At 39.1% G+C, this 24,341-nt stretch carries 21 protein-coding genes; 19 read left to right on the top strand and 2 right to left on the bottom strand.

What is annotated here, in order from left to right:
* Positions 1-258 precede the first annotated feature (258 nt).
* Complete coding sequence (locus tag M3183_RS11300; RefSeq protein WP_251469595.1) at positions 259-1,428, top strand: sulfite reductase subunit alpha; 1,170 nt, start codon at positions 259-261, stop codon at positions 1,426-1,428.
* Positions 1,429-1,518: 90 nt separating this feature from the next.
* Here the strand turns inward: M3183_RS11300 and M3183_RS11295 are convergent, their stop codons facing one another.
* Positions 1,519-2,901 carry a protoporphyrinogen oxidase gene (locus M3183_RS11295; protein ID WP_251469592.1) on the bottom strand — a complete coding sequence of 461 codons (1,383 nt, stop codon included), beginning with the start codon at positions 2,899-2,901 and terminating at the stop codon, positions 1,519-1,521.
* A gap of 725 nt (positions 2,902-3,626) precedes the next feature.
* Here M3183_RS11295 and M3183_RS11290 point away from each other — a divergent pair.
* The gene (locus tag M3183_RS11290; protein WP_251469590.1) at positions 3,627-5,027 is read left to right on the top strand and encodes a purine-cytosine permease family protein; all 1,401 of its coding nucleotides are present in this window, start codon (positions 3,627-3,629) and stop codon (positions 5,025-5,027) included.
* Between the two features lie 151 nt (positions 5,028-5,178).
* Here M3183_RS11290 and M3183_RS11285 read toward each other — a convergent pair whose 3' ends face one another.
* On the bottom strand, positions 5,179-5,571 hold the full coding sequence (locus tag M3183_RS11285) for an acyl-CoA thioesterase (RefSeq protein ID WP_251469587.1): 393 nt from the start codon (positions 5,569-5,571) through the stop codon (positions 5,179-5,181).
* A gap of 210 nt (positions 5,572-5,781) precedes the next feature.
* Here M3183_RS11285 and M3183_RS11280 point away from each other — a divergent pair, with 210 nt between their 5' ends.
* The 17 genes from M3183_RS11280 (at position 5,782) to M3183_RS11200 (ending at position 24,323) form a co-directional block, all read left to right on the top strand.
* The gene (locus M3183_RS11280) at positions 5,782-6,420 is read left to right on the top strand and encodes a TetR/AcrR family transcriptional regulator (RefSeq protein ID WP_251469585.1); all 639 of its coding nucleotides are present in this window, start codon (positions 5,782-5,784) and stop codon (positions 6,418-6,420) included.
* 34 nt (positions 6,421-6,454) lie between these two features.
* On the top strand, positions 6,455-7,465 hold the full coding sequence (locus tag M3183_RS11275; RefSeq protein ID WP_251469583.1) for an ABC transporter permease: 1,011 nt from the start codon (positions 6,455-6,457) through the stop codon (positions 7,463-7,465).
* Positions 7,458-9,914 (top strand): ABC transporter substrate-binding protein, encoded by a 2,457-nt coding sequence (locus M3183_RS11270; RefSeq protein WP_251469581.1) that lies wholly within the window; start codon positions 7,458-7,460, stop codon positions 9,912-9,914. Before M3183_RS11275 ends, M3183_RS11270 begins: the two co-directional genes overlap by 8 nt.
* A gap of 100 nt (positions 9,915-10,014) precedes the next feature.
* Entirely contained in the window at positions 10,015-10,992 is a 978-nt protein-coding gene (locus tag M3183_RS11265; RefSeq protein ID WP_251469579.1) for an ABC transporter ATP-binding protein, read from the top strand.
* Positions 10,992-11,969 (top strand): ABC transporter ATP-binding protein, encoded by a 978-nt coding sequence (locus M3183_RS11260; RefSeq protein ID WP_251469576.1) that lies wholly within the window; start codon positions 10,992-10,994, stop codon positions 11,967-11,969. Before M3183_RS11265 ends, M3183_RS11260 begins: the two co-directional genes overlap by 1 nt.
* A gap of 3 nt (positions 11,970-11,972) precedes the next feature.
* Complete coding sequence (locus M3183_RS11255) at positions 11,973-12,386, top strand: OsmC family protein (protein WP_251469574.1); 414 nt, start codon at positions 11,973-11,975, stop codon at positions 12,384-12,386.
* Between the two features lie 652 nt (positions 12,387-13,038).
* Positions 13,039-13,785: an SDR family NAD(P)-dependent oxidoreductase gene (locus M3183_RS11250; RefSeq protein WP_251469572.1), complete on the top strand. Its 747-nt coding sequence runs from the start codon at positions 13,039-13,041 to the stop codon at positions 13,783-13,785.
* A 177-nt stretch (positions 13,786-13,962) separates the two neighbouring features.
* On the top strand, positions 13,963-15,348 hold the full coding sequence (gene rlmD / locus M3183_RS11245; protein ID WP_251469632.1) for a 23S rRNA (uracil(1939)-C(5))-methyltransferase RlmD: 1,386 nt from the start codon (positions 13,963-13,965) through the stop codon (positions 15,346-15,348).
* A gap of 382 nt (positions 15,349-15,730) precedes the next feature.
* Positions 15,731-16,297: a UbiX family flavin prenyltransferase gene (locus M3183_RS11240; protein ID WP_251469570.1), complete on the top strand. Its 567-nt coding sequence runs from the start codon at positions 15,731-15,733 to the stop codon at positions 16,295-16,297.
* Positions 16,298-16,345: 48 nt separating this feature from the next.
* On the top strand, positions 16,346-17,761 hold the full coding sequence (locus M3183_RS11235) for a UbiD family decarboxylase (RefSeq protein WP_251469568.1): 1,416 nt from the start codon (positions 16,346-16,348) through the stop codon (positions 17,759-17,761).
* A gap of 52 nt (positions 17,762-17,813) precedes the next feature.
* The gene (locus M3183_RS27310; RefSeq protein ID WP_311315365.1) at positions 17,814-18,170 is read left to right on the top strand and encodes a PEP-utilizing enzyme; all 357 of its coding nucleotides are present in this window, start codon (positions 17,814-17,816) and stop codon (positions 18,168-18,170) included.
* 722 nt (positions 18,171-18,892) lie between these two features.
* Positions 18,893-19,108 carry a TRIC cation channel family protein gene (locus M3183_RS11225; RefSeq protein WP_311315364.1) on the top strand — a complete coding sequence of 72 codons (216 nt, stop codon included), beginning with the start codon at positions 18,893-18,895 and terminating at the stop codon, positions 19,106-19,108.
* Positions 19,109-19,407: 299 nt separating this feature from the next.
* Complete coding sequence (locus tag M3183_RS11220; RefSeq protein ID WP_251469566.1) at positions 19,408-20,526, top strand: branched-chain amino acid aminotransferase; 1,119 nt, start codon at positions 19,408-19,410, stop codon at positions 20,524-20,526.
* Positions 20,527-20,824: 298 nt separating this feature from the next.
* Complete coding sequence (locus tag M3183_RS11215; RefSeq protein ID WP_251469564.1) at positions 20,825-21,694, top strand: 5-oxoprolinase subunit B family protein; 870 nt, start codon at positions 20,825-20,827, stop codon at positions 21,692-21,694.
* Positions 21,691-22,689 carry a 5-oxoprolinase subunit C family protein gene (locus M3183_RS11210; protein WP_251469562.1) on the top strand — a complete coding sequence of 333 codons (999 nt, stop codon included), beginning with the start codon at positions 21,691-21,693 and terminating at the stop codon, positions 22,687-22,689. Before M3183_RS11215 ends, M3183_RS11210 begins: the two co-directional genes overlap by 4 nt.
* Entirely contained in the window at positions 22,682-22,930 is a 249-nt protein-coding gene (locus M3183_RS11205) for an acetyl-CoA carboxylase (protein ID WP_251469560.1), read from the top strand. The genes M3183_RS11210 and M3183_RS11205 overlap by 8 nt, the downstream gene beginning before the upstream one ends.
* Before the next feature lie 43 nt (positions 22,931-22,973).
* Positions 22,974-24,323: an acetyl-CoA carboxylase biotin carboxylase subunit gene (locus tag M3183_RS11200; protein WP_251469558.1), complete on the top strand. Its 1,350-nt coding sequence runs from the start codon at positions 22,974-22,976 to the stop codon at positions 24,321-24,323.
* Positions 24,324-24,341: the final 18 nt, after the last annotated feature.

The following is a 24,341-nucleotide window of genomic DNA, read 5'->3' as shown; positions in this document are numbered from 1 at the left end:
GCCCCCAGTTAATTGTAAGTTTTGAAAGGGATAAATATGTAAAAATTATAGCAGAGTAGAGAGAGAAGAAACAGTCCTGTTAAGAGTTAGACGAAAGAGTTAAAATAATTTTTATCCTTTATGTTGAATAATAGAGGCCTTTTTATTATGGTTATATAAGATGTAAAAATTTTTAAGAAATTTAGTGTGAAAATACACATACGATTATTCAATCTTGTGTTATCCTAGCAGTATAACTACTTTTGGAGGTAAAGAGATATGCAACTTACTGTAGATAATCCCATGAATGCCAAAAGTGACAAACCATTTTCAAGGACAAATCCATTTCAAGCAAAGGTACTAAAGAATATTAATTTAAATGGTCCAGGCTCAAGCAAGGAAACAAGGCATATTGAGCTGTCATTAAAAGAATCTGGCCTTTCTTATGTACCTGGTGATGCACTTGGTGTTGTCCCTGCAAATGATCCGGAACTTGTGGGTACTCTTATGAAGGAAATGGAGTGGGATGGCGAATCAAGTGTAACTGTTGGCAAGCAAGGCGAGGCAATGACATTAAAGGATGCGCTGACCAACTATTGTGAAATTACACTTTTAAATAAGAAGATATTACAACAGGCAGCAGCCTTTACAGATAATGAAGAGCTGCAAAAGCTTGTGTCAGCTGAAAATGCAGCACAGCTTAAGGAATATTGCGATGGGCGTGATTTACTTGATATGCTGCGTGAATTCGGCCCATGGAAAGCTTCTGCTCAAGAAATTGTGTCGTTATTAAGAAAAATGCCGCCGCGTCTTTATTCTATTGCAAGCAGCTTAACTGCAAATCCGGATGAAGTTCATCTAACGATTGGAGCAGTACGTTATACGTCATATGGACGTGACCGCAAAGGAGTTTGTTCGGTTTTATGTGCTGAACGTCTTCAAGAGGGAGATACGCTCCCAGTTTTTGTTCAACCGAATAAACACTTCCATTTGCCGGAATCTGATAAAGATGTAATCATGGTTGGACCTGGGACAGGCATTGCGCCATTCATTTCCTTTATTCAGGAACGTGCAGTCACTAATGCAGCCGGACGCACATGGCTATTCTTTGGGGATCAGCATGCAGCATCAGATTTCCTTTATCAAAGCGAATTGGAAAAATTCCAGCAGGATGGGGTACTGACTAAACTAGATACTGCCTTCTCCCGTGATTCCGATCAAAAAGTATATGTACAGCATAAAATGCTTGAACATAGCAAAGAATTATATGAATGGATTGAAAATGGAACTTATTTCTACGTTTGTGGAGATAAGGAACACATGGCGAAAGACGTCAATGAGGCGTTAATTACTATTATTGAAAAAGAAGGGGCTATGGCCCGCGAAGACGCCGAAGCATATCTGAAAGATTTGCAGAAGCAAGGACGTTATCAACGTGATGTGTACTAGGCATTCAGTTTCCAAATAAAAGATTTTTAAAAAGTAACCCTTCGGTTCATCCGGAGGGTTACTTTTTCGATACATGCCATTTTTACTCATTTAAACCATTTGAATAATCTTTTGCGCTGAATCTATTCCGTTTTCGATACAGTCTGGGATACCAACTCCATAATAAGAACAGCCGGCAAGGATGATTCCAGGATAAACATTTGCCATTTTATCCTCAAGCGCTGCTACACTTTTAGGATGGGTAATCAAATAGTTTGGCATTGTATTGGTCCATTTGGTTATTTCGCTTGCTGTTGGTTGAGCCTTAATCTTAAGGCTTTTACGGATATCTTCAAGTGCCGCCTGAAGCAGTTCCTCTTCATTCATTTCTTTTAACGAAGCAAAAGAGGGATGACCGCTTTTATAAAAGAGTCTGACAAGCAGATTACCGGATTTTGATGTATGCTCCCATTTCCGGCTGGACCAGGTGCAGGCATTACAGGATAATTCAGCAGTATTGGCGGTGATAAAGCCTGTTCCATCAGCAGGAAGTAAGCTGTCAGGAAGGTCAAAGCCAAAATACACGCTAATCAGTGAACTATTTTTTAATCCGGAAAATTCATTTTTTAGATCTTGGTTATCGAGTAAGTTTTCGGCAGCTGTATTCGGGATACTAAGTACTGCGTAATCCGCTTCAATGATTTCCTGATTATGCAGGACAATTTGGTAACGATTATGGTCCTGCTCAATTTTCATGACTTTTGTATTTTTTAAAATTTCAACTTCATTCAGTTGATTTTCAAGTGCGTCAATTAATGAGTTTAATCCGTTACGGAAGGATAGAAATTTCCGATCGCCGCCTTGGAATTTTTGTTTATTAGCTGAGAGACCTTTGATAATGCTCCCATATTCATTCTTATAATCAAGCAAATAAGGAAGGGTGGATGCAATGGTTAAGTCGCTGAGTTTTCCTGAATAGACACCAGAAAGGACAGGGGCAATTTGCTTTTCAACCAATTCTTGCCCGAGAAAATGTTCGAGAAAAGAACCAATCGAGTCGTTTTTGGTGAACGTTTCATTTTTGGTATAAAAGTCTTTCAAGGCTTCCACTTTTCCTTCTGCTGAAACAAGTGTGCTTTCAGCCAGCGATTCAATGCTTGCAGGAATTCCGAAAACAGCATCCTCTGGTATTGGCTTCACTTCTCCATCCACGTAAATAAACGAACGGCCCGTCGCATTGTAGACTACTTCTTTTTCTAAATCAAGTTCTTTGATTAAGGGAAAAGACTCCATTTTACGAGCAACAAGGGAATCTGCACCGGCTTCCATGATAAATCCATTCTGTTTAACAGTCCGAATCTTTCCGCCCAGGCAGTCGGATGTTTCTACTAGAACCAGCCTGACATCTGATTGATTCGCTATCTTCCATTTTTGCAATTCATACATGGCCGATAACCCTGTAATACCGCCGCCAATTACTACGACTGTTTTCACTTTCTGCCACCTCATTTATTCATACTTAGTCCCTATCATTTTACCATTGTCTATCAGTACATACTTTGAAAGTTTCTTGAACAATTTGATTATGTAAACTGAATGTGTTATACTGTTTACATAATAATGAGTGGTTTTAAAAGTTGAAATTTTTATTATTCTGCTAACCATACTTTGGAATAATAAGGATTTTCTTTGCTCATCCCAAAACAATGAACTTTTTTTGGAAACCACCATGCAGGCTTAAACAACACTAAATGTTAAATTGGGAATGAGTTCAGCCGAGAGCAGCTAATTTGCTTGATTCTGCACTCATTTTTTATTGTTTTAAAGAAAAACACATTTATCCCTCTTAACTTTTCTTTTTTTAGATTGAACTATCCCCAAGCTTACACTAGCTGATGAAATTGACAGTTTCCTCCATCTTAAAACTTAAAAGCTATTCTTAGATCTGATTGTAACGATCGAATGATTCTATCCCACTCCTTATGAATCATTTTTACGATATCCTATATTGGTTCAGTCTAATAGGGACACGTCATTTCCGATTTATTGGGCATTTAGAGTTATTGGTTTTTTTAATCTTTGTTGTTGAGGACATGGCGGCCTCTTACTTTTTAAAACTTCTTAGTATTTTGGTATGCAGTATCACGAATTGTTAACTTTTGATCATTTTTATAGATATAACTATTTGTGAAATATTGAACAAAGAAAGGGATGGTAAAATGAGAACGGATCAGAAAACAGATCCTAAAGCAAAAGAAGAAATGAAAGATGATTATTCATTTGACAGAGTGCCTGTAGAAAAGAGGAATATGGGCTGGTTTAGTATTACAAACATAACTTTTGGAATTGCAACAGCAATTTTTTACTTTCAAATGGGAAGTGTAATGGCACTTCAATTTGGGGCTGTTAACGCCATTATTTCGGCTATTTATGCGATCATTGTGGCTGGAATACTTGGGACAATCATCGCCTATTTATCCGCTAAATCTGGTATGAATGTCAATTTATTGTCCAGAGGTGGATTTGGATACATCGGTGCCTCGTTAACCTCGTTTATTTATGCGTCGAATTTTATCATGTATTGTGCATTTGAAGGGATGATATTAGTTGCAGCTGTACATGAATTTCTCCCCTCAATCCCGGTATGGCTTTTAATTATCATCTTTGGTTCAGCTGTTATCCCTTTAAACTGGTTTGGAATCAAACAGCTGGATAAATTACAAAAATGGTCATTACCAATATTCGGTGTCTTTTTAATTACAACGATTGTAGTAGCGTTTAACAGAACTTCAGTTTATGATGGAAATTTCTGGGCATTTATGCCTGAGGGAGTTCAAGCTGGTGGAACGGCATTGCTTTTATGTATCGGGATGCAGCACGGTATAATGGGGTTAACCGCTCTTCTTGCATCAGATTATGCCCGCTTCCTTAAACCAAAAGATATTAAATTGGGGTCAGTGATGATTGGATTTGTGCCGCAGGTGTTCTGCTTTGGGGTGATGGGCGGCCTCGGAATTTGGTTTGGCATTCGTTTAGGAGAGTCTAATCCGGGTGTATATATCGTATCACTCCTTGGGTTGGGCGGAGCACTATTTACTTTATTGACTCAGCTGAGGATCAATATTACCAATATCTATAGTGCATCACTTTCACTTTCTAACTTTTTTGAGAATGTTTTTAAGTTTAAACCTGGCCGTCGATTTTGGATTGTTGTAGCAGGAGTCATTTCTATGGCCTTGATGTTGGGCGGTATTCTGGACCATTTAGATTCTGCCATGACATTCCAAGGGGTATTCCTGTTGACATGGGCTGCAATTTTAGTCACTGACTCTTTAGTGGTGAAAAAAATATTGAAGATAGGTCCGGGGTTTTATGAGGCTAGACAGGAGAATTTGTATAAATGGAATCCTGTTGGGGTTATTCCATTAATTACAGCAAGTGTTTTAGGCACGATTGCTGCATTAGGATACATGGGCACGTTCTTACAAAGTACGGCTGCTTTTTTTGCCGCGATTTTAGCTTCTATTCTCACCGTTATTTTTGCTGTTTTAACAAAAGGGAAATATTACAGTAAATGTCAAGCTGAGAATAAATCGGAAAAAGATTATTTGGCGTCATAAGTTAATTAGATAATGATGCAAAAAAAGCTGGCTCTTTTATGTGGAAGGTCCTTAAGACCAACCATGTTGAAGAGCCGGCTTTTTTATTGTCAATTCAGGAATGTCGCTTTGAAAAGAAAACATATACTTCGGTTTGGCTTTACATGACTGCTTAATGGAATAATTTTCGTAATTCATTAGGAACTTCACGGCTTTTTCTTGTCTCAGCATCCATTGTCACACTAGTTACAAGTGCATCAGCACATTTTTCACCATGTTGATTATAGATTTCCTGCAAAAGGACAAAACTGCTTTTTCCAACCTTTTCCGGCCGTGTTTTTATCGTAAGTCTGTCGTTCTGTCTGCATTCTTTACGATAATTAATATTGATATTTACTGTGACCGTTTGGATTCCCATTTGAAGAAATTTGTCATAGTAGAGGCCGGCTTTTTCATACCAATTTTCCCGGCCCCACTCAAGGTACTCCAAATATTTTGCATTGTTAACATGTCCATTTACATCAATTTCTGTAGAACGGACAACAATCTCTAATACATCCTCCATTTTATCACCTTCACGATAATCTAGTTTCTTATATCGTAACATAAATAAGGAAGAAAATGGGTGGGAGGTAATAAATCTCTATTTTCATATTGGTAAGTGGAAGCACTGCTGCTATATTTATCATTTTTGATAAAAATGTTTGACAAATTCCGAGTAAGTCAATAAGATAATAATGTATTACTAGACTGATTAATCAGTTAAGTAAAGGGGATGGGAATAATATCAAACAGAAATGAAAATAGGTATGATTTAAGAAGAGAACAACTGCTATTGGTAGCACAAGAACTGTTTGCAAAGAATGGTTATCATAAAACCAAAATATCGGATATTGTTGCTGAAGCAGGTGTTTCTCAGGGGACTTTTTATTGGTATTTTAAGAGCAAACAGGCGGTGGCTCTCGAAATTGTTAAGTCTGGAAAGGAACAGCTCTTAAAGGTCATTCATAAAGGATATCGAACAAGCCTTGGCACTTCGGGAGAAATGGTTGCGGGATCTAAACGCTTATTGTTTGATATTTTAGTGTTTTCAAAGGAAAATCCTTATTTTATGAAACTACTATTAGTAGGAAATAGTGAAGATGAGAGCCTGCAAAAAGCTTGTCATCAAGCAAGGTTGGATATGGAGTCCGCTTTTTACGATAATATCAAGAGCGCTATCGCACTTGGTATGCTGCCAAGTATGATGGATGTACATATGTGTACAGCTTTCTTAATGAGCCTAATCGAAGGAACAATAGCAAGATGGTTATTTGGACCGGTAGATGAGCATTCAACTTTATTAAATCACACGCCTGAAGAACTTGCGGAGAAAATGGTAAAATTTGAGTTTTTCGGCTTATTTGCCGAATAGCTTGATCACAACAATGTAAGGAGGTTGTGTCTATTTGTTATTATACATTCTTAGAAGAATTAGAATGATGATTCCAACCTTTTTTGGAATTGCCTTCATTACATTTATTTTGACTAGGATTTTGCCTGGTGATCCAGCCTTAATGATTGCGGGGGAGCAGGCACTTCCTGAGTATGTGGATAAAGTACGTGCGGAATATGGACTTGACCAGCCAATCTATGTTCAACTCTGGGAGTATGTGAAGCAATTAGCCAGCGGGAATTTAGGATTTGCCTGGCATACTGGTCATCCAGTTATTGAGGATTTTGCTTCACGATTCCCGGCAACGCTGGAGCTTACTCTAGTCAGTATCATCCTTGCCATTATTATTGCTATTCCATTGGGTATTTTAGCTGCTGCTTTTAAAAATTCAATATTTGATTATGTTGCTAGAGCACTAGCTTTTTTTGGAACTGCAATGCCGATTTTTTGGCTGGGTTTACTATTGATTATGCTGTTTTATGCCAACTTAAACTGGCTGCCAGCGCCATCAGGGCGAATTAGCGAAGATATTTTACCGCCAACCCAAATTACAGGATTATACATAGTTGACAGCTTGTTGAGCGGGGATATGGTTGCCCTAAAGGACAGCTTGCTGCATCTTGCTATGCCTGCATTTTGTTTGAGCCTGGGAACAATGGCTATCATTACAAAAATGGTACGCGCTAGTATGCTGGAGGTATTGAAACAGGATTTCATTCGGACAGCCCGTTCAAAAGGCATTAGAGAATTTGTCGTTATTTGCAAGCATGGTCTTATTAATTCGTTTATTCCAACACTCACCGTTATTGGTCTGCAATTCGGCTATTTACTTGGTGGTTCGGTTATAACAGAATCTATTTTCGTTTGGCCGGGTATTGGCAGCTATGTAACGGATTCTATATTAGTATCCGATTATGCGCCAATTCAGGCAATGACACTAATAAGTGCCGTATTATATGCATTTATCAATTTATTTGTCGATGTGCTATATGGTGTGTTAGATCCGAGGGTTCGATATGAATAAACGAAAACAAGCATTGCGAAAGCTTATGTCTTTTGTAGGGGTTGTAATTGTTGGAATATGGTTAGTACTCGCTATTCTTGCGCCGTGGCTCGCTCCGCATGATCCAAATAAAATTGATACTGCTTCGAAGTTAATTCCGCCAAATGGGGAGTATCTTTTTGGTACGGACAATTTCGGCAGGGATATTTTTAGTCGTATTATATACGGTGCCCGCGTTACGATTTTGTCAGGAATTGCAGCTATAGGTATTGCAAGTTTCATAGGGATTTCATTAGGTGCCGTTGCTGGGTATTTCGGCGGTAAATTAGGGAATGTAATTATGCGGATAATGGATATGCTGCTGGCTTTTCCATCCTTGATTTTAGCCATGGCGATTGCTGCTTCAATTGGGCCGGGTTTAACCGGTGCCCTTATAGCGGTTGCGGTTGTCAGTGTTCCGGAATTTGCCCGCTTAATGTATGGGCAAGCCATAGTTATTAAAGAAAAGGAATACATCGAGGCTAGCCGTGCAATTGGTGTTTCCCATCAATTAATATTAGTCCGGCATGTTTTTCCTAACGCTATTGCACCATTATTGGTGCAAATATCACTAAGTTTAGGATCAGCTGTTTTAACGACATCTAGTTTAAGTTTTATCGGACTGGGAGTACAGCCGCCAACAGCTGAATGGGGATCAATGATTTCATATGGCCGGGATTATATTGTATCGGGGGAATGGTGGATGACTACGTTTCCAGGCTTAGCTATTGCTTCAGTTATCTTAGGATTTATCTCTTTAGGTGATGGATTGTCTGACTGGTTTAATCCATATGGCCAATCATTAAAAAATAAATTAAAGCAGGGGAGAGTTAACATGAAAAGAAGGGCAAATATCTTTATATTGCTTTTTGTTATGGCAGCAGGTCTTCTTTTATCTGCTTGTGCTGAAAATGCAAATCAAAAAGCAAACTCAAACACAAAAGGAACGAACCAGGAGGGCAAGGGTGATAATACCATTACAATTGCTTATTCACAAGGTTCAGGCCAAACAATGGACCCGCATGAAGCAGGGGATTTAACTTCAGCTTCCTATGCATTCGCTCTTTATGATCAGCTTGTTACAAGCGGTACAGAAGAAAAGGACGGAAAAAAAGTAGGACGTACTGATTTGATTAAACCATCTTTAGCGGAATCATGGGAAATTTCAAAAGATGGATTAGAATACACATTTAAACTGCGTGATGATGTAAAATTCACAAGCGGTAAACCTGTTAATGCAGATGCAGTTTTATATTCTTTTGAACGTGTTCAGACAAAAGGTGAAGGCGGTAGCCTGTATAAACTATCAAATATTAAATCTGTTGAAAAAATTGACGACAAAACTGTCAAATTTACATTAAGTAAGCCTAATCATTTATTCTTAAAGTATTTAGCAACTTTTACTTTTTCCATTGTGGATCCATCGGTTGCGAAAAACAATCCGGACGATTACCTAACAACACACTCCGCAGGTTCTGGTGCATTTAAGTTGGAAAGCTGGGACCCTGCAACAGGAGCAGTTTTTACAGCAAATAAGAATTATTGGAAAGGTGCTCCAAAGGCTGATAAAGTCAAAATTAAGTATGTAAAAGAAGCATCAAACCGTGAGTTGTTTTTAGAAAATGGCGATGTGGATGTTGCATTGGATATTCCTGCAAAAGATGTTAAAAAACTTTCAGCTAAAGACAATATGATTATCAGTTCACAACCTACAAACAGAATCGTGTATATGGGAATGAATGCAAACTTTAAACCATTTAATGATGTAAAAGTCCGACAGGCAATGAACTATGTTATCGATCAAGATAAAATCATTAATGATGTTGTTTATGGTCAAGGTGCTAAGATGACAAGCTCAATATCGCATGTATCACCAGCCCACACTTCTAATGGTTATAATTACAAATACGATTTAGAAAAAGCGAAGTCATTATTGTCAGAAGCAGGTTATCCAAACGGTTTTGAATTTGATTTAACCGTAAGCTCTGCAACCCAAGATTATGAAGATATTGCTGTAATACTAAAATCTGAACTTGAAAAAATCGGTGTTAAAATGAATATCAAATTGCTTGCACCTGCACAATACAGCGAAACAATCAACGGCAAAAAGGCAGCAGCATTCCTGGGTAAATATACATCATTAGTTAATGACCCTGCATATCATTATGGCTTTTTATTAGCAAGTGATGGTGCTTCAAACTATGCAGCATATAACAGTAAAGAGGTAGATAGTTTATTAGCACAAGCAATGAATGAGCAGGATGAAGCAAAACGTACAGCAATTTATCAACAAGTGCAGCAAAAAGTTACGGCTGATGCTCCATGGGCATATCTATATGAAAGCAATTTAATTGCTGGATTTAATAAAGATGTAAAAGGATATATCTTCTATCCGGATGAAATAATCCGTTTTGTGTCTCTTTATAAATAATGAATCAGCCAAAGGGGTTTTCCCGCGAGGTGTCCGGCATCAGTCATGTATCGTGGTGCCTGGCACCTTTGCTTTTTATCCTTATAGCAGGAGGGTAATGATGACAAATTTATTAACTATTAAACAGCTGGCTATCGAGTTTTCATCGCCAACAGGGCCTGTTAGAGTCATAGAAAATGTTAATTTAACACTTGAAGCGGGAGAAACATTAGGAATTGTAGGAGAGTCGGGCAGCGGCAAAAGCGTTACAGCCTCATCCATCATGCGATTATTGCCAAAAGATTTAGCGGAAATTTCGGATGGAGATATTCAATTAAAAGGGCAAAGCATAGTAAAGCTATCAGATTCAGAGTTTCGTAAAATCCGCGGCAGTAAGATTTCTATGATTTTTCAGGAGCCAATGACTGCATTAAATCCAGTTTTTAAAATTGGAAGCCAAATTTCCGAAATGATTTTACAGCATAGAAAAAAAAGTAAAAAAGAAGCAAAAGCCGAGGTAATTAACTTGCTAAGAGAAGTTGGCATTTCGGCGCCAGAGCAAATTGTAAACTCTTATCCACACCAGCTTTCAGGTGGAATGAGACAGCGTATTATGATTGCGATGGCTATTGCAGGAGATCCGGAGGTTTTAATTGCCGATGAGCCGACAACTGCTTTGGATGTGACCATTCAAGCGCAGGTGCTGGAATTGCTGAAAAAAATCCAAAGAGAACGCGGCATGTCGATTATTTTAATTACTCATGATTTTGGTGTTGTGGCTGAATTATGTGACCGCGTTTGTGTGATGTATGCAGGACAGATTGTAGAGCAAGGAAAAGTTAGTACAATTTTCAATAACCCAAGACATCCGTATACTCAAGGACTACTTAAATCAATACCGCAGTTTGTCAATCCCTCTGAGGAACTTTATACCATTAAAGGCCAAGTTCCTGCCCCCAATCAGTTTCCAAAAGGCTGCCGGTTTGCTCCACGCTGTCCTATGAAAATGGAAATTTGTGAATTGGAAGAACCTGAGATGATAGAGTTAAAAGAGGGTATTGCTTGTAAATGTCATCTTTATAGAGGGGAAACAGACTGATGTTATTGCAAATTAAGGATTTAAAAAAACATTATACCTATAAAAAAGGGATATTAGGCAGTCAAAAAGGTCTGATTAAGTCTTTAGATGGTGTGACATTATCCATTGAGCAAGGCGAGACATTTTCGGTTGTCGGAGAATCAGGTTCAGGAAAAACAACATTAAGTAAAACGATATTGAAACTCATTGAACCGACAGATGGTACTATTATATTTGATGGTGAAGACATAACCCATGCAGATGAGAAAAAGATGCGGCAGCTTCGTACAAATATGCAAATTGTATTCCAGGATCCCTATGGTTCTCTCGATCCTAAATGGACCATTCAGCGCTCTTTAGAGGAACCGCTTAGAACACATATGAAGAGTCTTTCTCAACAGGAAATGAAACAGAGGGTAGAACATGTATTGTCGGTCGTAGGTCTTAACCCGGAACATGCAAAGCGTTTTCCTCATGAATTATCCGGAGGTCAAAGGCAGCGTGTCGTGATAGCACGTGCATTAATATCGGAGCCTAGATTTATTGTTTTAGATGAACCGGTATCCGCATTGGATGTATCGATTCAAGCGCAAATTCTCAATCTATTGAAGCAGCTTCAGAAGCAATTGTCATTAACGTATTTATTTGTTTCACATGATTTATCCGTTGTCCGTTATATCAGCGACCGCGTTGGTGTAATGTATCTAGGGAAAATGATTGAGATTGCCAAAACTGAGGAACTTTTTCAAGATCCAAAGCATCCATATACAAAAGCATTACTTTCGGCGATTCCTGAAATTAACGCGAATAATCGAAAGGAAAGAATTGTATTGTCTGGAGAAATTCCAAGTCCTCGTAATCCGCCGGCGGGCTGCCCATTCCATACACGATGCCCTTTGAGAAAACCAGAATGCAGCAAAGTGGTTCCGGAATGGACCTCAATTTCTGAGAATCATCAGGTTGCATGTCATCTATTTAACCAACAAAAAGGAGAATAATTCATGCAGATTACAGCTAATTGGAATGGAAAAAGATCATTTACTGCAGAGGTACCATCTGGTTTTCCAATTAAGATGGATACAAATGAACAATATGGCGGGGAAGGAAAGGGCAATACTCCATTAGAAATGCTGCTTAGTGCTTTAGCAGGGTGTATTGGTATTGATGTGACCATGATATTAAAACCTTACTTAGACCAAATTACAAATATTCGTATTGAAGTAAATGGCAAACGGGGTGAAGAACCTCCAAAACCTCTTACTGATATTGAAGTTGTTTTTATTGTGGATGGTAATATTGAGGCCAAAAAAGTTTGGAGGGCAATTCATCTAGGTAAGGAAAAATATTGTGTTGTTTCAGCCTCACTTGCGGCTGATGTAACATTCAAACTAATTTTAAATGGACAGGTTTCATAAAGGAGTAAAATACTTCTAGAAAAATACAGAATACATCGGGGACTATTCGTAAGTGCGGATAGTCCCCATCTTAATTTTTAATACTATATTTTGACTATAAAACACTATTTCCTTAAAATGATGAAAGACCAGTTAAGTATCGTAATATTTAAAGAAAGTCCCCTGTAATTGGGGAAGGTCCTCAAAATTAGATATATTAGTATAATTAATAGGTCTTGCAGTTTTAAGAAATCTACCGTTTATATTCTCTTTCAATAGAATATTGGAACATGATGAGAGGGATTTAAATGTACACATCATTGGAAATGCTGATTAATTGCAGTCTTAAGCATCATTTCCGTCTTAATTGGTATGGTGATTAAGGCACCGGGTCAAGGGATGCCTAAAACAAAACAGAAGAAGAATCGCGGAAAAGTCAGCAGCTTAACACCAAATACAAAAGTAAGTTAATACATGTAAAAAGAAAGGCTGCACTACCTCTACTAAAGTGGTGCGGCCTTTCTATTTATTTTGGACTTTGTTCAAATGGCTTTGTTATGATATTGAGAAAATATTAATTAAAAAATTTCAATTATTCAAAAAGGTAAATTAATTCATGGTAAACTAAAAAAAGATTAGTTCAATATTTTTGTCAGTCACTGGAGGGACAGGTATGGATTTTAGGAATAAGAATGTGATCGTCACCGGCGGGGCAAGCGGTATTGGAAAGGCCATTTCAGAAGGTGTTGTTGCTGCGGGAGGACATGCCATTATCGTCGATTTAAACCTTGAACTTGCTGTGAAGGTCAGGGAAGAGCTGGGGAAAGATCGAGTTTCAGTGTACAAAGTAAACATGGGGGATAGCGAAGAAATCCGTTCAATGTTTACGAAAATCCTTAAAGACAATGGACAAATCCATGTTCTTATCAATAATGCGGGGATTGTGAGCACCATGCCATTTGAAGAGGTAATACAAGCAGAATGGGATAAGGTCATTTCTATCAATCTAACGGGGGTATATGCTGCTATCAGTACCTTATATCCATCGATGAAAGAAAACCGATATGGCCGTATTGTAAATATTGCTTCTGTAGCGGCAAAAAGAGGAGGCGGGCTGCTGGGCACAAGTGCATATGCTGCTTCAAAGGCGGGTGTCATCGGCTTGACGAAAGCAGTCGCGAGGGAAGGAGCACCATTCGGTGTCACCTGTAATGCCGTTTGTCCAAGCTTGACTAATACCCCCATGACAATGAATATGACAGAAGAAAAGAGAGAAAAAGTTTTGGAATCGATCCCTATGGGACGAGCGGCGGATCCCAGAGAAATTGCGAATGTCATCTTATTTTATGGTTCAGATTTGTCTAGTTTTGTAACTGGAGAAATCAGCGATGTCGATGGCGGCATCTCGATGGATGGCTAATACATACTATTTTATATTCTTTCATGAAATGCTAATATCTGCTAGGTATAGGTGGATTTCATTTTTTGCAATTGTCCTTTATACTTAAATAATGTGTGTTGTATTGTGGAAGAAATGTTCGACCTTTATATAAATGACTTTAGTTTTCATGAAAGAGGAGTATGAAATTTGAACAATATGAATGAAAAGACAATGATTGCAGATATACACCGATTGGATGATAAAGGTTCAGGCCAGGCTGTGATTTGGCAGGAAAACGAGCAAGGAAACCGAAAAAAATTAAAATTGACCATTCCGCAAACCCTGCCTGGTGAAAAAGTAAGGGTAACAGTTGACAGGCCTGACCGAAGAAGAAGAAAAGCTATCCCGGAAGAAATACTGGAGGCCCATTCGGAACGAATCGTGCCATTATGCCCGCATTTCGAAAAATGCGGCGGCTGTGTATGGCAGCATTGGCAGTATGAGGGGCAATTAAAACATAAGACGAATCATGTAAAGCAGGCGATTGAGTCTCAAGGATTTGATCCAAATCTTGTAATGGATACAATAGGAATGGACGAGCCATGGAACTATCGCAATAAAATGGAGTTTACCTTTGCAGCTGACGGTTCACTTGGCTTGCATGAACAAGGAAACTTTCGAAAAATTATTTCACTTGAAACATGTTTAATCGCCGGAAAAGAAATGGTTGAGGCCGCAATGGAAGTAGCTGATTGGGCAAAAAACCAGCAATTAACCGGTTATAACAAAGATCTTCATGAGGGTCTTCTCCGCCATTTGATGGTACGTCAATCTTTTGCAACAGGAGAAATGATGCTGGCCCTTTTTGCAACAGAGGCACCAGATGCACAATATAAAAAGGCAGCAGATGATTTAGTAAAACGTATTGAGGAAAAGTTCCCTCAAGTACAAAGCTTATTATGGCTTGAAAATACAGCCTGGGCAGACCGTACTCAATCAGAGGAGACACATATTTTGTCCGGCCGGGATTTTATCTATGATGAAATGAGCGGCTACCGTTTCCGTCTATGGTTTGATACCTTCTTCCAAACCAATCCAACACAAGCACAAAAATTGGTTGACTTGGCGGTTGAAATGGGACAGCCGAAAAAAACGGAAAAAATGATTGACCTATTCTGTGGTGTAGGGACATTTTCCCTTCCGTTCGCCAGCAGAGTCGGGAAACTGGCTGGAATTGAAATCGTCGAAACATCAATTGAATCGGCGAAACGCAATGCCAAAGACAATGGAATTGACAATACATTCTTCCTAGCAAAGGATGCAAGGAAGGGTATTGATGAGGTACTTGAAAGCTTCGGAGTTCCGGAATTATTACTTCTTGATCCTCCAAGATCTGGCGCAGGCGGGAAGGTAATGAGGAAAATCGGGCGTGCCAAACCGGAACGCATTGTATATGTATCATGCAATCCTGATACCTTTGCAACTGATATAAAGGAACTTGAGTCATTTGGCTATACTTTAAAGGCTGTTCAGCCAGTTGATTTATTCCCGCATACAGTACATGTTGAATGCGTTGCGAAGCTTGTTTTAAAAAAGGAATAGAAATGAAAATAAGGTCCAGTCTTGTTATAAAATGACTGGGCTTTTTTATATGTAAGAAGGATGGTAATAACATTTTTAAATATTTACTATTTTATTTAATTCTAATTCCATCTTTTGGCTGGAGAAGCTGTTTTGTTAAATGATTCTCACCTTTTACGATAATTGGCAAGGGTGTACCAATTATAATAGAAATACTGAAGAAGCAAAAAAGAGTTAAATAGCAAAGCAAGCAGGGAAATAACCTTTGTTAGACAAATCTACAGAATTAGGATTATAGACCTCTAGAATTCAGAAGAGTTGAAAAATGCCGCGTACTAATTTAATAAAATATGATACTATTTATTTTAAATGGAAGTTTTTAAATAAGGCGGGAAATAAGACCATGAAAAGACAGCGAATGATTATCGGGGTTACCGGAGCAACTGGAATTATATATGGGGTAAGATTACTGGAAGAATTAAAACGTTTAGATATTGAAACACATCTAGTAGTTTCGCAGTCAGCACAAATGACATTGGCATATGAAACGGACATGGCCATTCATGAACTCAAGGATCTGGCAGATGTGAATTATTCTGTAAAAGATATTGGTGCAGCGATCTCAAGCGGCTCCTATCAAACAATGGGGATGATTATAGCCCCATGTTCAATTAAAACAATGTCCCAAATCGCATACAGTATCACAGATAATTTAATTACCCGCGCTGCGGATGTCGTATTAAAGGAAAGAAAAAGGCTTGTGTTAATGCTTAGGGAAACACCTCTCTCCCTCACGCATATTAAGAATATGCAGACTGTCACGGAAAATGGCGGCATTATCTTTCCTCCTGTACCAGCCTTTTATACAAGACCAAAAACAATTGACGATATAGTAGATCAAACGGTCGGAAGAGTGTTAGATCTTTTCGGCTTGGATACAGGCGAATTTAAGCGGTGGGGTGAGGAGTGATTTCTCTAGTATTGCAGTATATTTGATGGAATTTTAGGAGGGTACATAATGCAGTTAAAAGATGTTGTGAATAAGACGAAAACTTCAGCTAATCTAGCAGCTCGTAACCTGGCAGACTTGCAAGGTATCCTAAAGTTTTTAAGAGAGGAAAATCTGCTGACTACGGTAAAAAGCATAGTGAATGTTAAGCATGAGATGGCAGGAGTCGCGAGCCGATTTGATGGGGGGAAGGCTGTACTTTTTGAATCATTGTCTCACAAATCAAAAGCCCCATTATTCACAGGCCTATACTGGAACAGGGCTGTGCTTGCAGCGATTTTTAATACGGAAGAAAAAAACCTGCCTTTTTTTATGGCAGATTCAGTGGCTAATTGGCAAAAAGGACCTGTCAATCCAATCGTTGTAGAGAGTGGCCCTGCAAACGAAGTCATTCTAGATAAAAATGAAGACATGTTGAAACAAATTCCAATCCCTACGCTTGCTTTAAAAGACGGCGGTCCCTATTTGGACTCCTGCGTGCTCATTGCAAAGGACCCTGAAACAGGCGTAAGAAATGCATCTATTCAGCGGTTAATGGTCGCAGGACCAAACCGGTTGACAATGCAGTTGGATATGGGGCGCCATTTGCGTGACTATTATGAACGGGCAGAAAAAATGGGTGTGCCGTTAGAAGTTACCATCAATAACGGTGTTGGTCCAGCTGTTCATTTTGCGGCTGTTACTCCAAGCAATGCCGCTTCCCTTGATCAGGACGAACTTGGTGTTGCAAGTGAACTTTTGGGTGAGCCTTTGCGTTTATTACGCTCACAAGAAGTAGAGGTAGAAGGAATTGCTGACGCCCAATATATTATCGAAGGGGAAATCCTGCCTTACACAAGAGAGCTTGAAGGACCTTTTGGAGAAGTAACAGGATACTACGCGGAACAGGATAATAGATGGGTCATTCAAGTAAAGGCGGTCACCAGGCGGGAGAAACCGATTTTTCACGCGATTATGCCGGGAAGGGAAGTATACAATGCAGTTGGATTAATGGCAGAAGCGAGCATCTTCCACCAAGTTTCAAGCCAGGTACCTGATGTAAAAGGTGTTTTTTTAACATATGGCGGCTGTGGCTTTTATCATGCAGTCGTTCAAATCGAAAAAAGCAGAGAAGGCGTCCAAATTGAGGCAATTTACTCCACATTTTCAGCTTTCCCTCCCCTGCGTCGTGTGACTGTTGTCGACGAAGATGTAAACATTTATGATCCTCTGGATGTGGAATGGGCCATTGCCACACGTCATGATCCAGACAAAGGAGTAATCCTTCTCCCTAACGCCAGAGGGCATGAACTGAATCCGATGACAATAAACGGAATCGGAACAAAGACTGGAATTGATGCAACTGCCCCTTTCCCGCGTCCAAGGAAATTTCAGCGGGTTATTTTACAGGATGTCAACCTGCAAGAATATAAAATAGAAAGATGATGGGTCTGGAAAACAATAAATTTACCATCCAAGATGGCAGGAAACACCGACATTGCTTGTTTTTACATTAGGGCATATTCGCAGTGTGGCTAAAGCAGAGCACCTCGAACAATCCGCCAGGGCAAAATGGAAGCAGCTAAAAAGCAGTGAAAAACATCTTAGTGAAGGTAAGCCTATCAAGAGGCGGTTTTTTAATAGGAAGAAACTATCTTGTTTATATCATCCATTTACGGACTTAGAATGGGCAAAGCTTTTTCATTCTGCAAAAGGATTTGTGGTGGAAGTCAGGGGAATAATGCCACATGGGGCAGTTGTGGATCGGGAATACGGAATTCCGGCTGTGGCAGGAATTGATAATGCAACGGCCCTCATTAAAGATGGTGATGATATCTGTGCAGATGGCACCTAGGGATATATTCAAATAGTAAATATGAAAAAGAATGGATCAACGTTCATCCCTTGCATTTATTATAGGATGCATTGCTGGCTAATTCTTTGGCTGGCAAGGTCCTTTAATATGGTTATTACAGTGTGAATTTTGTCGATGCTTTTCATTTTCCCATTGTGACTCCGACTAATGGAAAGTGTGTACAGCTAAGTCGATAAACACACCAGCACCCATTTGTTGCCACATACACTCTAGAAATGTGGAATATGTGGCACAGCTCATTTTAATTGAAGGCAGCTAACCCCTTTTGGGGCCTTTTTCCATTTCCAGTAAAGGATGAATCAAGCTGTTTTGAATGTGGAAGGTTTCAATACTGCCTCTGTTTTCATCAGCTTATCTTTCTATAATGCAGGCATGATTGAGAAAAAGACACCGTTTTAATAGCGATGAAAAAAATGAAGAATATTATTTATGTAATAAAGAATATTAGGGTTGTAAGGTTGGCAAAATAGCTGAAGTGCTTACTTGTTACCGCTAATGTTTCGAATTTGCGCAATTAGAGTATTAAATTTATGCGAGGATTGTAATTAATAGGAATGTTAGAAGCCCGCAAAGATGAAATAATTCAAATTTGCCGTTAGAGGTAAGTCTGGAAAAACGATTGACCTTCAGCGGATTTTGATCCCCTGCAATTTTGGAAGAAACAAAAGTACATTTAATTCAAAAAATAAAAGTGAGTCAGCTTGCTGTCATGGTGCCCGTGCTGCCTATTTGCTTGTTTTGGGAAGATAACGCTTGCAGCAACTTTAACCGGAACAGGCGGGGGAATAGTTCGGGATATTTTGGCCAGTAGAAAACCAATGATCTTTCAATCAGAGATTTATGCTGCCTGGGCCTTTGGGAATAGCAATACTTTTTATCGGCATTGTGGTATTAAGGATGCTGTCAGTGAGCTTTAAATGGAGCTTGCCAAAGTATATAAAATTTAAAGACCTTAAATACAAATATTTTTTTAAAAAGAATGTCCAATAATGAGCTGGAATACAAAGCTATACCGATGTAGGGTTCTTTGCTGCTTTGGTTAATTTTACTAAATTTAGGCTAACCTGAGAGTCTCCCGCGGTTGTAAACGTTTTATGTAAAATAACATTTAAATTATTCGGAATTTTAACTTTCATTTTTTGCCCAAAGGGAGTATTCTATGTTTAAACAGTAATTTACTATAGAAATACGTTGTATAGCATAGGAGGAATACAGAATGACAGCATTACAAATTAAGACAACCCTTAGTACGAACCGTAAGCCAAAGCCAGATCCTGAACACCTTGCATTTGGTCGCAATTTTACTGACCATATGTTTATAGTGGATTACACAGAAGGTAAGGGCTGGCACGACCCTCGTATTATTCCATACCAACCGCTCAGCTTAGACCCTTCCTCCATGGTGTTTCATTATGGACAAACTGTATTTGAAGGATTAAAGGCCTATTTATCAAAAGATAATCAAATTTATCTTTTTAGACCAGATCGTAATTTCAAAAGGTTGAATCATTCTAATGATCGGTTATGTATCCCTCACATTGATGAGGACCTGGCTTTAGAAGCTTTAAAGCAGTTGATTTTAGTTGATAAAGATTGGATTCCGCAGGCTGAAGGAACTTCCCTTTATATTCGTCCGTTCATCATTTCAACTGAACCGCATTTAGGGGTAGCACCTTCTGAAAACTATCAATTCATTATTATTTTATCGCCAGTAGGTTCTTACTATAAAGAAGGCCTTAAGCCGGTAAAAATTGCAGTAGAAAAGCAGTATGTACGGACAGTTGTCGGTGGAACCGGTGAAGCTAAAACAGGTGGTAACTATGCCAGCAGTCTAAAAGCACAGGAAATTTCTGAGAAAGTTGGCTACTCTCAAGTATTGTGGTTAGATGGGAGAGAAAATAAATATATTGAAGAAGTAGGAAGCATGAATATCTTCTTTAAAATTAATGGTGAAGTTGTAACCCCTGCATTAAATGGCAGTATTCTAGCTGGTATTACAAGAGATTCGATTATTCAACTGTTAAAACATATGAATGTACCTGTTTCGGAACGGAAGATTTCCATTGATGAAATTTATCAAGCCTACAAAGATGGTGTATTAGAAGAAGCGTTCGGTACAGGAACAGCTGCTGTCATTTCACCAATTGGCGAACTTTACTGGAACGATGAAAAACTTGTTGTCAATAATGGTGAAATCGGAAAAGTTTCACAGGAATTATATGATACCTTAACTGGAATTCAAAATGGAACAAAACCTGATCCATTTGGCTGGAGAGTACAGGTAACTCCGGAAACGACCGTTAAAGAAATGCATTCAGGAAGCTTTGTTTATTAATAAATCATATTCTATTTCACGAAAAAGGCTCAGTTTCAAATTTGAAACTGGGCCTTTTCTTTATATTATCAGAATTTATATATTGTTACTTTGAAAAATGTCTAGCCCCTTCAAGAGGTTATGGCTATCAAAGTGAATTTAATCTTTCAAAAACGAAAGAGTAAATTTCATTTTTGAAAGAAATAAAGGCGAATGAGCTTTCAAGTCACGTGAATAGTCTGATAAATCGGCAAATTACAACTTGGCATGAAATTTGCAATACTCAATAGTGTAAATATTTTTTGCGAGGTGACGGTTGTTGAGTCGTTATGAATATGGCGGTGACGAATTTATTTTTGTTGAATTATCTGAGGCGATGAGTCTGGAGATTAATTTTCAGGCGATGGCCATTACAAGGACATTAAGAGAAGAAAAGGTTCCAGGAATCTTAGATATTTGTCCTTCCAATGCTTCCTATATGGTTCGATTTAATCCTGAAGTAATCCATCCTGATACATTAATTGCAAAATTGAAAGAGCTTGAGGAAGAGGTTTCGTTAGAGAATTTTGAAATTACCGCTCGTGCTGTTGATGTACCGATTTTATTTGAGGATCCCTGGACACATGAAGCATTAATGCGTTTCCGCGACCGACATCAAGATCCATCATCGACTGATCTTGAATATGTAGCACGTACGAATGGCTTTCAGTCAAAGGAAGAGTTGATTAAAGCGATTACAGACAGTCCTTATCTGGTTTCGATGATTGGGTTTGTGCCTGGATTACCATGGTGTTATCAAATGGTGCCAAACGAACAGCAAATTGAAGCCCCAAAATATGTTCGCCCAAGAACCTTTACGCCAGAAAGAGCTTTTGGCTTTGGTGGAGCATTTGCGGTAATCTACCCAGTGCAAGGTGCAGGCGGTTACCAACTATTTGGAACAGCTGCAGCGCCAATTTTTGAAAAAGAGCAGCGGTTGTATGATTTCAAAGAATCGATGACCTTCCCGAGACAGGGAGATGTTTTCCGTTATCGAAGCATTTCAATGGACGAATATGAGGATATTCGAAAACAGGTGGAAAACGGCGAATTCCGTTATTTAACGAAGGATATTACGTTTAAACCACAAGATGTACTTGAAAATCCGAAGGCGTTCTCAGAGTCGGTATTAAGGAGGTTGTATGCATGATTAAAGTCAACAGTCCTGGTCTGCAAACCACTGTACAGGATTTCGGAAGAATTGGCTATTACGAAGTAGGGATGCCGCCATCAGGAGTAATGGATAAGTATTCCTACATAGCTGGCAATCTGCTTGTTGGCAATAAAGAGAATGCAGCAGTTTTGGAGATTACTTATATGGGACCAGTGCTTGAGTTCCAACAAGATGCAGTCATCGCCGTTACTGGAGGTGTGATGCAGCCAAAAATCAATGACAGACCTGTGGGTATGTGGGAAACACTGCAAGTGAAAACAGGAGATGTTTTGTCATTTGATTTTATTAAACAGGGTGCCCGTGTTTATCTTGCGGTTGCCGGCGGAATTGATGTACCGCTTGTAATGGATTCCCGTGCTACTTACACTTTATGCGGCATCGGCGGGTATGAAGGCCGCCCGCTTCAAGCAGGAGATGTGCTAAAAATCGGCACGGAGAATGAAACAGACATTGCGGTTGGAACACGTATTAGTGATCACCTCATTCCAACATTTTCAAAACATCACGAAGTACGGGTTATTGTTGGATTATGTAGTTATCGCCTAACAGAAGAAAGTAAAGAAAGGTTCTTTTCAATTGATTGGACAGTCACACCAGAGGCAAATCGGGTTGGGTATCGTTTTAAGGGCGAACGCTTAAACTTTGTGGAGCGTGAACAGCCATTTGGCGCCGGGAGTAATCCTTCAAATGTTGTGGATTTAGGCTATCCGATTGGTTCGATACAAGTCCCTGATGGAGTCGAGCCGATTGCTTTATTAAATGATGCGGTAACAGGAGGCGGGTATGCCACAATTTGTACGATTATCAGCACTGATTTAGATAAGATGGCACAAATCAAAACGAATGATAAAGTCCGCTTTGTCGCGGTTGATATCAATGAAGCACTTGAAATTCGGAAAGAGTACCAAAACAAAATCCAACAAATAAAAGAGCAAATAATCAGACAAGCAGGGGGAGTACAAAATGGCTAATCAAAAATCAGTTTTATCACCAATTCCGGGTGTGTTTTATCGGAAACCAGCACCAGATAAAGAGGAATATGTAAAAGAAGGCGGCAATGTCAAGGCGGGAGACGTGATTGGACTTGTCGAAGTAATGAAAAGCTTTTACGAGATTAAAGCGGAGAATGATGGCGTTCTTGCACAATACTTTGTGGAGAATGAAGACCTTATTGATGCTGGACAAGAAGTTGCTGTCATTATAGAACAATAATTTTTGTAGTGGTTATTTTTGGAGAAGAAGGGAGATTGCACAGATGGCCTATTTTAAAAAAGTGCTGATTGCAAACAGAGGGGAAATTGCCAGAAGAATTATCCGCACTTGTGACAAACTTGGCATTGAGACAGTAGCAGTTTATTCTGAAGCAGATGCTGAGTCATTACATGTAAGTGAGGCAGCAGAGGCCGTTTGCATTGGACCGGCACAAGCGAAAAAAAGTTATCTAAATATAGAAAAAGTAATCCAGGCAGCAAAAGAAACAAATGCTGATGCTATTCACCCAGGTTATGGTTTTTTATCTGAAAATCCTGAATTTGTTAAACGCTGTGAAGAGGAAAATATTGTTTTTATCGGTCCTTCAGCAGAAACAATCGGCCTTATGGGCAGCAAACTTGAGTCTCGGATTCAAATGCAAAAAGCAGGGGTTCCGGTTGTACCGGGAACAGATCAAAGCATTGATTCTATTGAGGAAGCCATCAAAATTGCTGGTGAACTTGGGTTTCCGCTGATGTTAAAAGCAAGTGCCGGCGGCGGTGGTATCGGGATGCAGCTTGTACATAACCAGGAAGAATTAGCAAAGGTCTTTGATAAAACCAGACAAATGGCTAATTCTTATTTTAATGATGGCACGGTTTTTCTAGAAAAATGGATCTCCCAGCCTCGTCACATTGAAGTACAAGTTGTTGCCGATTCCCATGGGAATGTGATGCATCTATATGAACGGGAATGTTCGATTCAGAGGCGGAATCAAAAAGTGATCGAGGAAAGCCCATCCCCATATTTAGACGAAGAACTTAGAATGCAGCTATTGGAAGCAGCAGTTCGCGGTGTTAAACAAATTGGGTATACGAATGTCGGTACAATGGAATTTATTTTTGATGAACATAAGAACTTTTACTTTCTAGAAATGAACACCCGCCTTCAGGTGGAACATCCCGTAACAGAAGAAATCACAGGGTTAGATTTAGTAGAGCTGCAATTAAAGATTGCTGCGAAAGAAGCTCTTTCTTTTAAACAAGAAGAAATTTCAAAAACAGGTCATGCGATTGAATGCCGTCTTTATGCAGAGGATCCAGTTACTTTCTTCCCAAGCCCTGGAGTGATTACCAAACTTGAATTACATGAGGATACAAGATATGACTTTGGCTTTCAAAGCGGCAGCAAGGTCACTCCGTTTTATGACCCGATGATTGGAAAAATTATTGTTCATGGCATCTCTCGTGAACAAGCTATTGAAAAAATGCAAAAAACACTTGAAGGAATGGAGGTTCAAGGAATTAAGACAAATCTTCCGCTCCTTGAACAAATTATGAAGAACGACCAATTTAAACGCGGCAATTATACAACACAATTTATTACTCAAAACACTGAATTGCTAAAAAACTAATGCACGAATAGGAACTCT

Source organism: Neobacillus mesonae (genome assembly GCF_023715155.1).
In the GTDB taxonomy this organism is placed as follows: Bacteria; Bacillota; Bacilli; order Bacillales; family Cytobacillaceae; genus Neobacillus; species Neobacillus mesonae_A.
Note: the sequence above shows the minus strand (reverse complement) of the source record. Positions and strands in the feature narration are given on the sequence as shown.

Excerpts from the sequence above, each read along its gene's own strand:
- M3183_RS11260 (WP_251469576.1), top strand. The coding sequence starts at position 10,992 with ATGTTATTGCAAATTAAGGATTTAAAAAAACATTATACCTATAAAAAA.
- M3183_RS11220 (WP_251469566.1), top strand. The coding sequence starts at position 19,408 with ATGACAGCATTACAAATTAAGACAACCCTTAGTACGAACCGTAAGCCA.
- M3183_RS11235 (WP_251469568.1), top strand. The coding sequence starts at position 16,346 with ATGCAGTTAAAAGATGTTGTGAATAAGACGAAAACTTCAGCTAATCTA.
- M3183_RS11250 (WP_251469572.1), top strand. The coding sequence starts at position 13,039 with ATGGATTTTAGGAATAAGAATGTGATCGTCACCGGCGGGGCAAGCGGT.
- M3183_RS11205 (WP_251469560.1), top strand. The coding sequence starts at position 22,682 with ATGGCTAATCAAAAATCAGTTTTATCACCAATTCCGGGTGTGTTTTAT.
- rlmD (WP_251469632.1), top strand. The coding sequence starts at position 13,963 with ATGAATGAAAAGACAATGATTGCAGATATACACCGATTGGATGATAAA.
- M3183_RS11210 (WP_251469562.1), top strand. The coding sequence starts at position 21,691 with ATGATTAAAGTCAACAGTCCTGGTCTGCAAACCACTGTACAGGATTTC.
- M3183_RS11255 (WP_251469574.1), top strand. The coding sequence starts at position 11,973 with ATGCAGATTACAGCTAATTGGAATGGAAAAAGATCATTTACTGCAGAG.
- M3183_RS11270 (WP_251469581.1), top strand. The coding sequence starts at position 7,458 with ATGAATAAACGAAAACAAGCATTGCGAAAGCTTATGTCTTTTGTAGGG.
- M3183_RS11290 (WP_251469590.1), top strand. The coding sequence starts at position 3,627 with ATGAGAACGGATCAGAAAACAGATCCTAAAGCAAAAGAAGAAATGAAA.
- M3183_RS11240 (WP_251469570.1), top strand. The coding sequence starts at position 15,731 with ATGAAAAGACAGCGAATGATTATCGGGGTTACCGGAGCAACTGGAATT.
- M3183_RS11280 (WP_251469585.1), top strand. The coding sequence starts at position 5,782 with ATGGGAATAATATCAAACAGAAATGAAAATAGGTATGATTTAAGAAGA.
- M3183_RS11285 (WP_251469587.1), bottom strand. The coding sequence starts at position 5,571 with ATGGAGGATGTATTAGAGATTGTTGTCCGTTCTACAGAAATTGATGTA.
- M3183_RS11265 (WP_251469579.1), top strand. The coding sequence starts at position 10,015 with ATGACAAATTTATTAACTATTAAACAGCTGGCTATCGAGTTTTCATCG.
- M3183_RS11300 (WP_251469595.1), top strand. The coding sequence starts at position 259 with ATGCAACTTACTGTAGATAATCCCATGAATGCCAAAAGTGACAAACCA.
- M3183_RS11200 (WP_251469558.1), top strand. The coding sequence starts at position 22,974 with ATGGCCTATTTTAAAAAAGTGCTGATTGCAAACAGAGGGGAAATTGCC.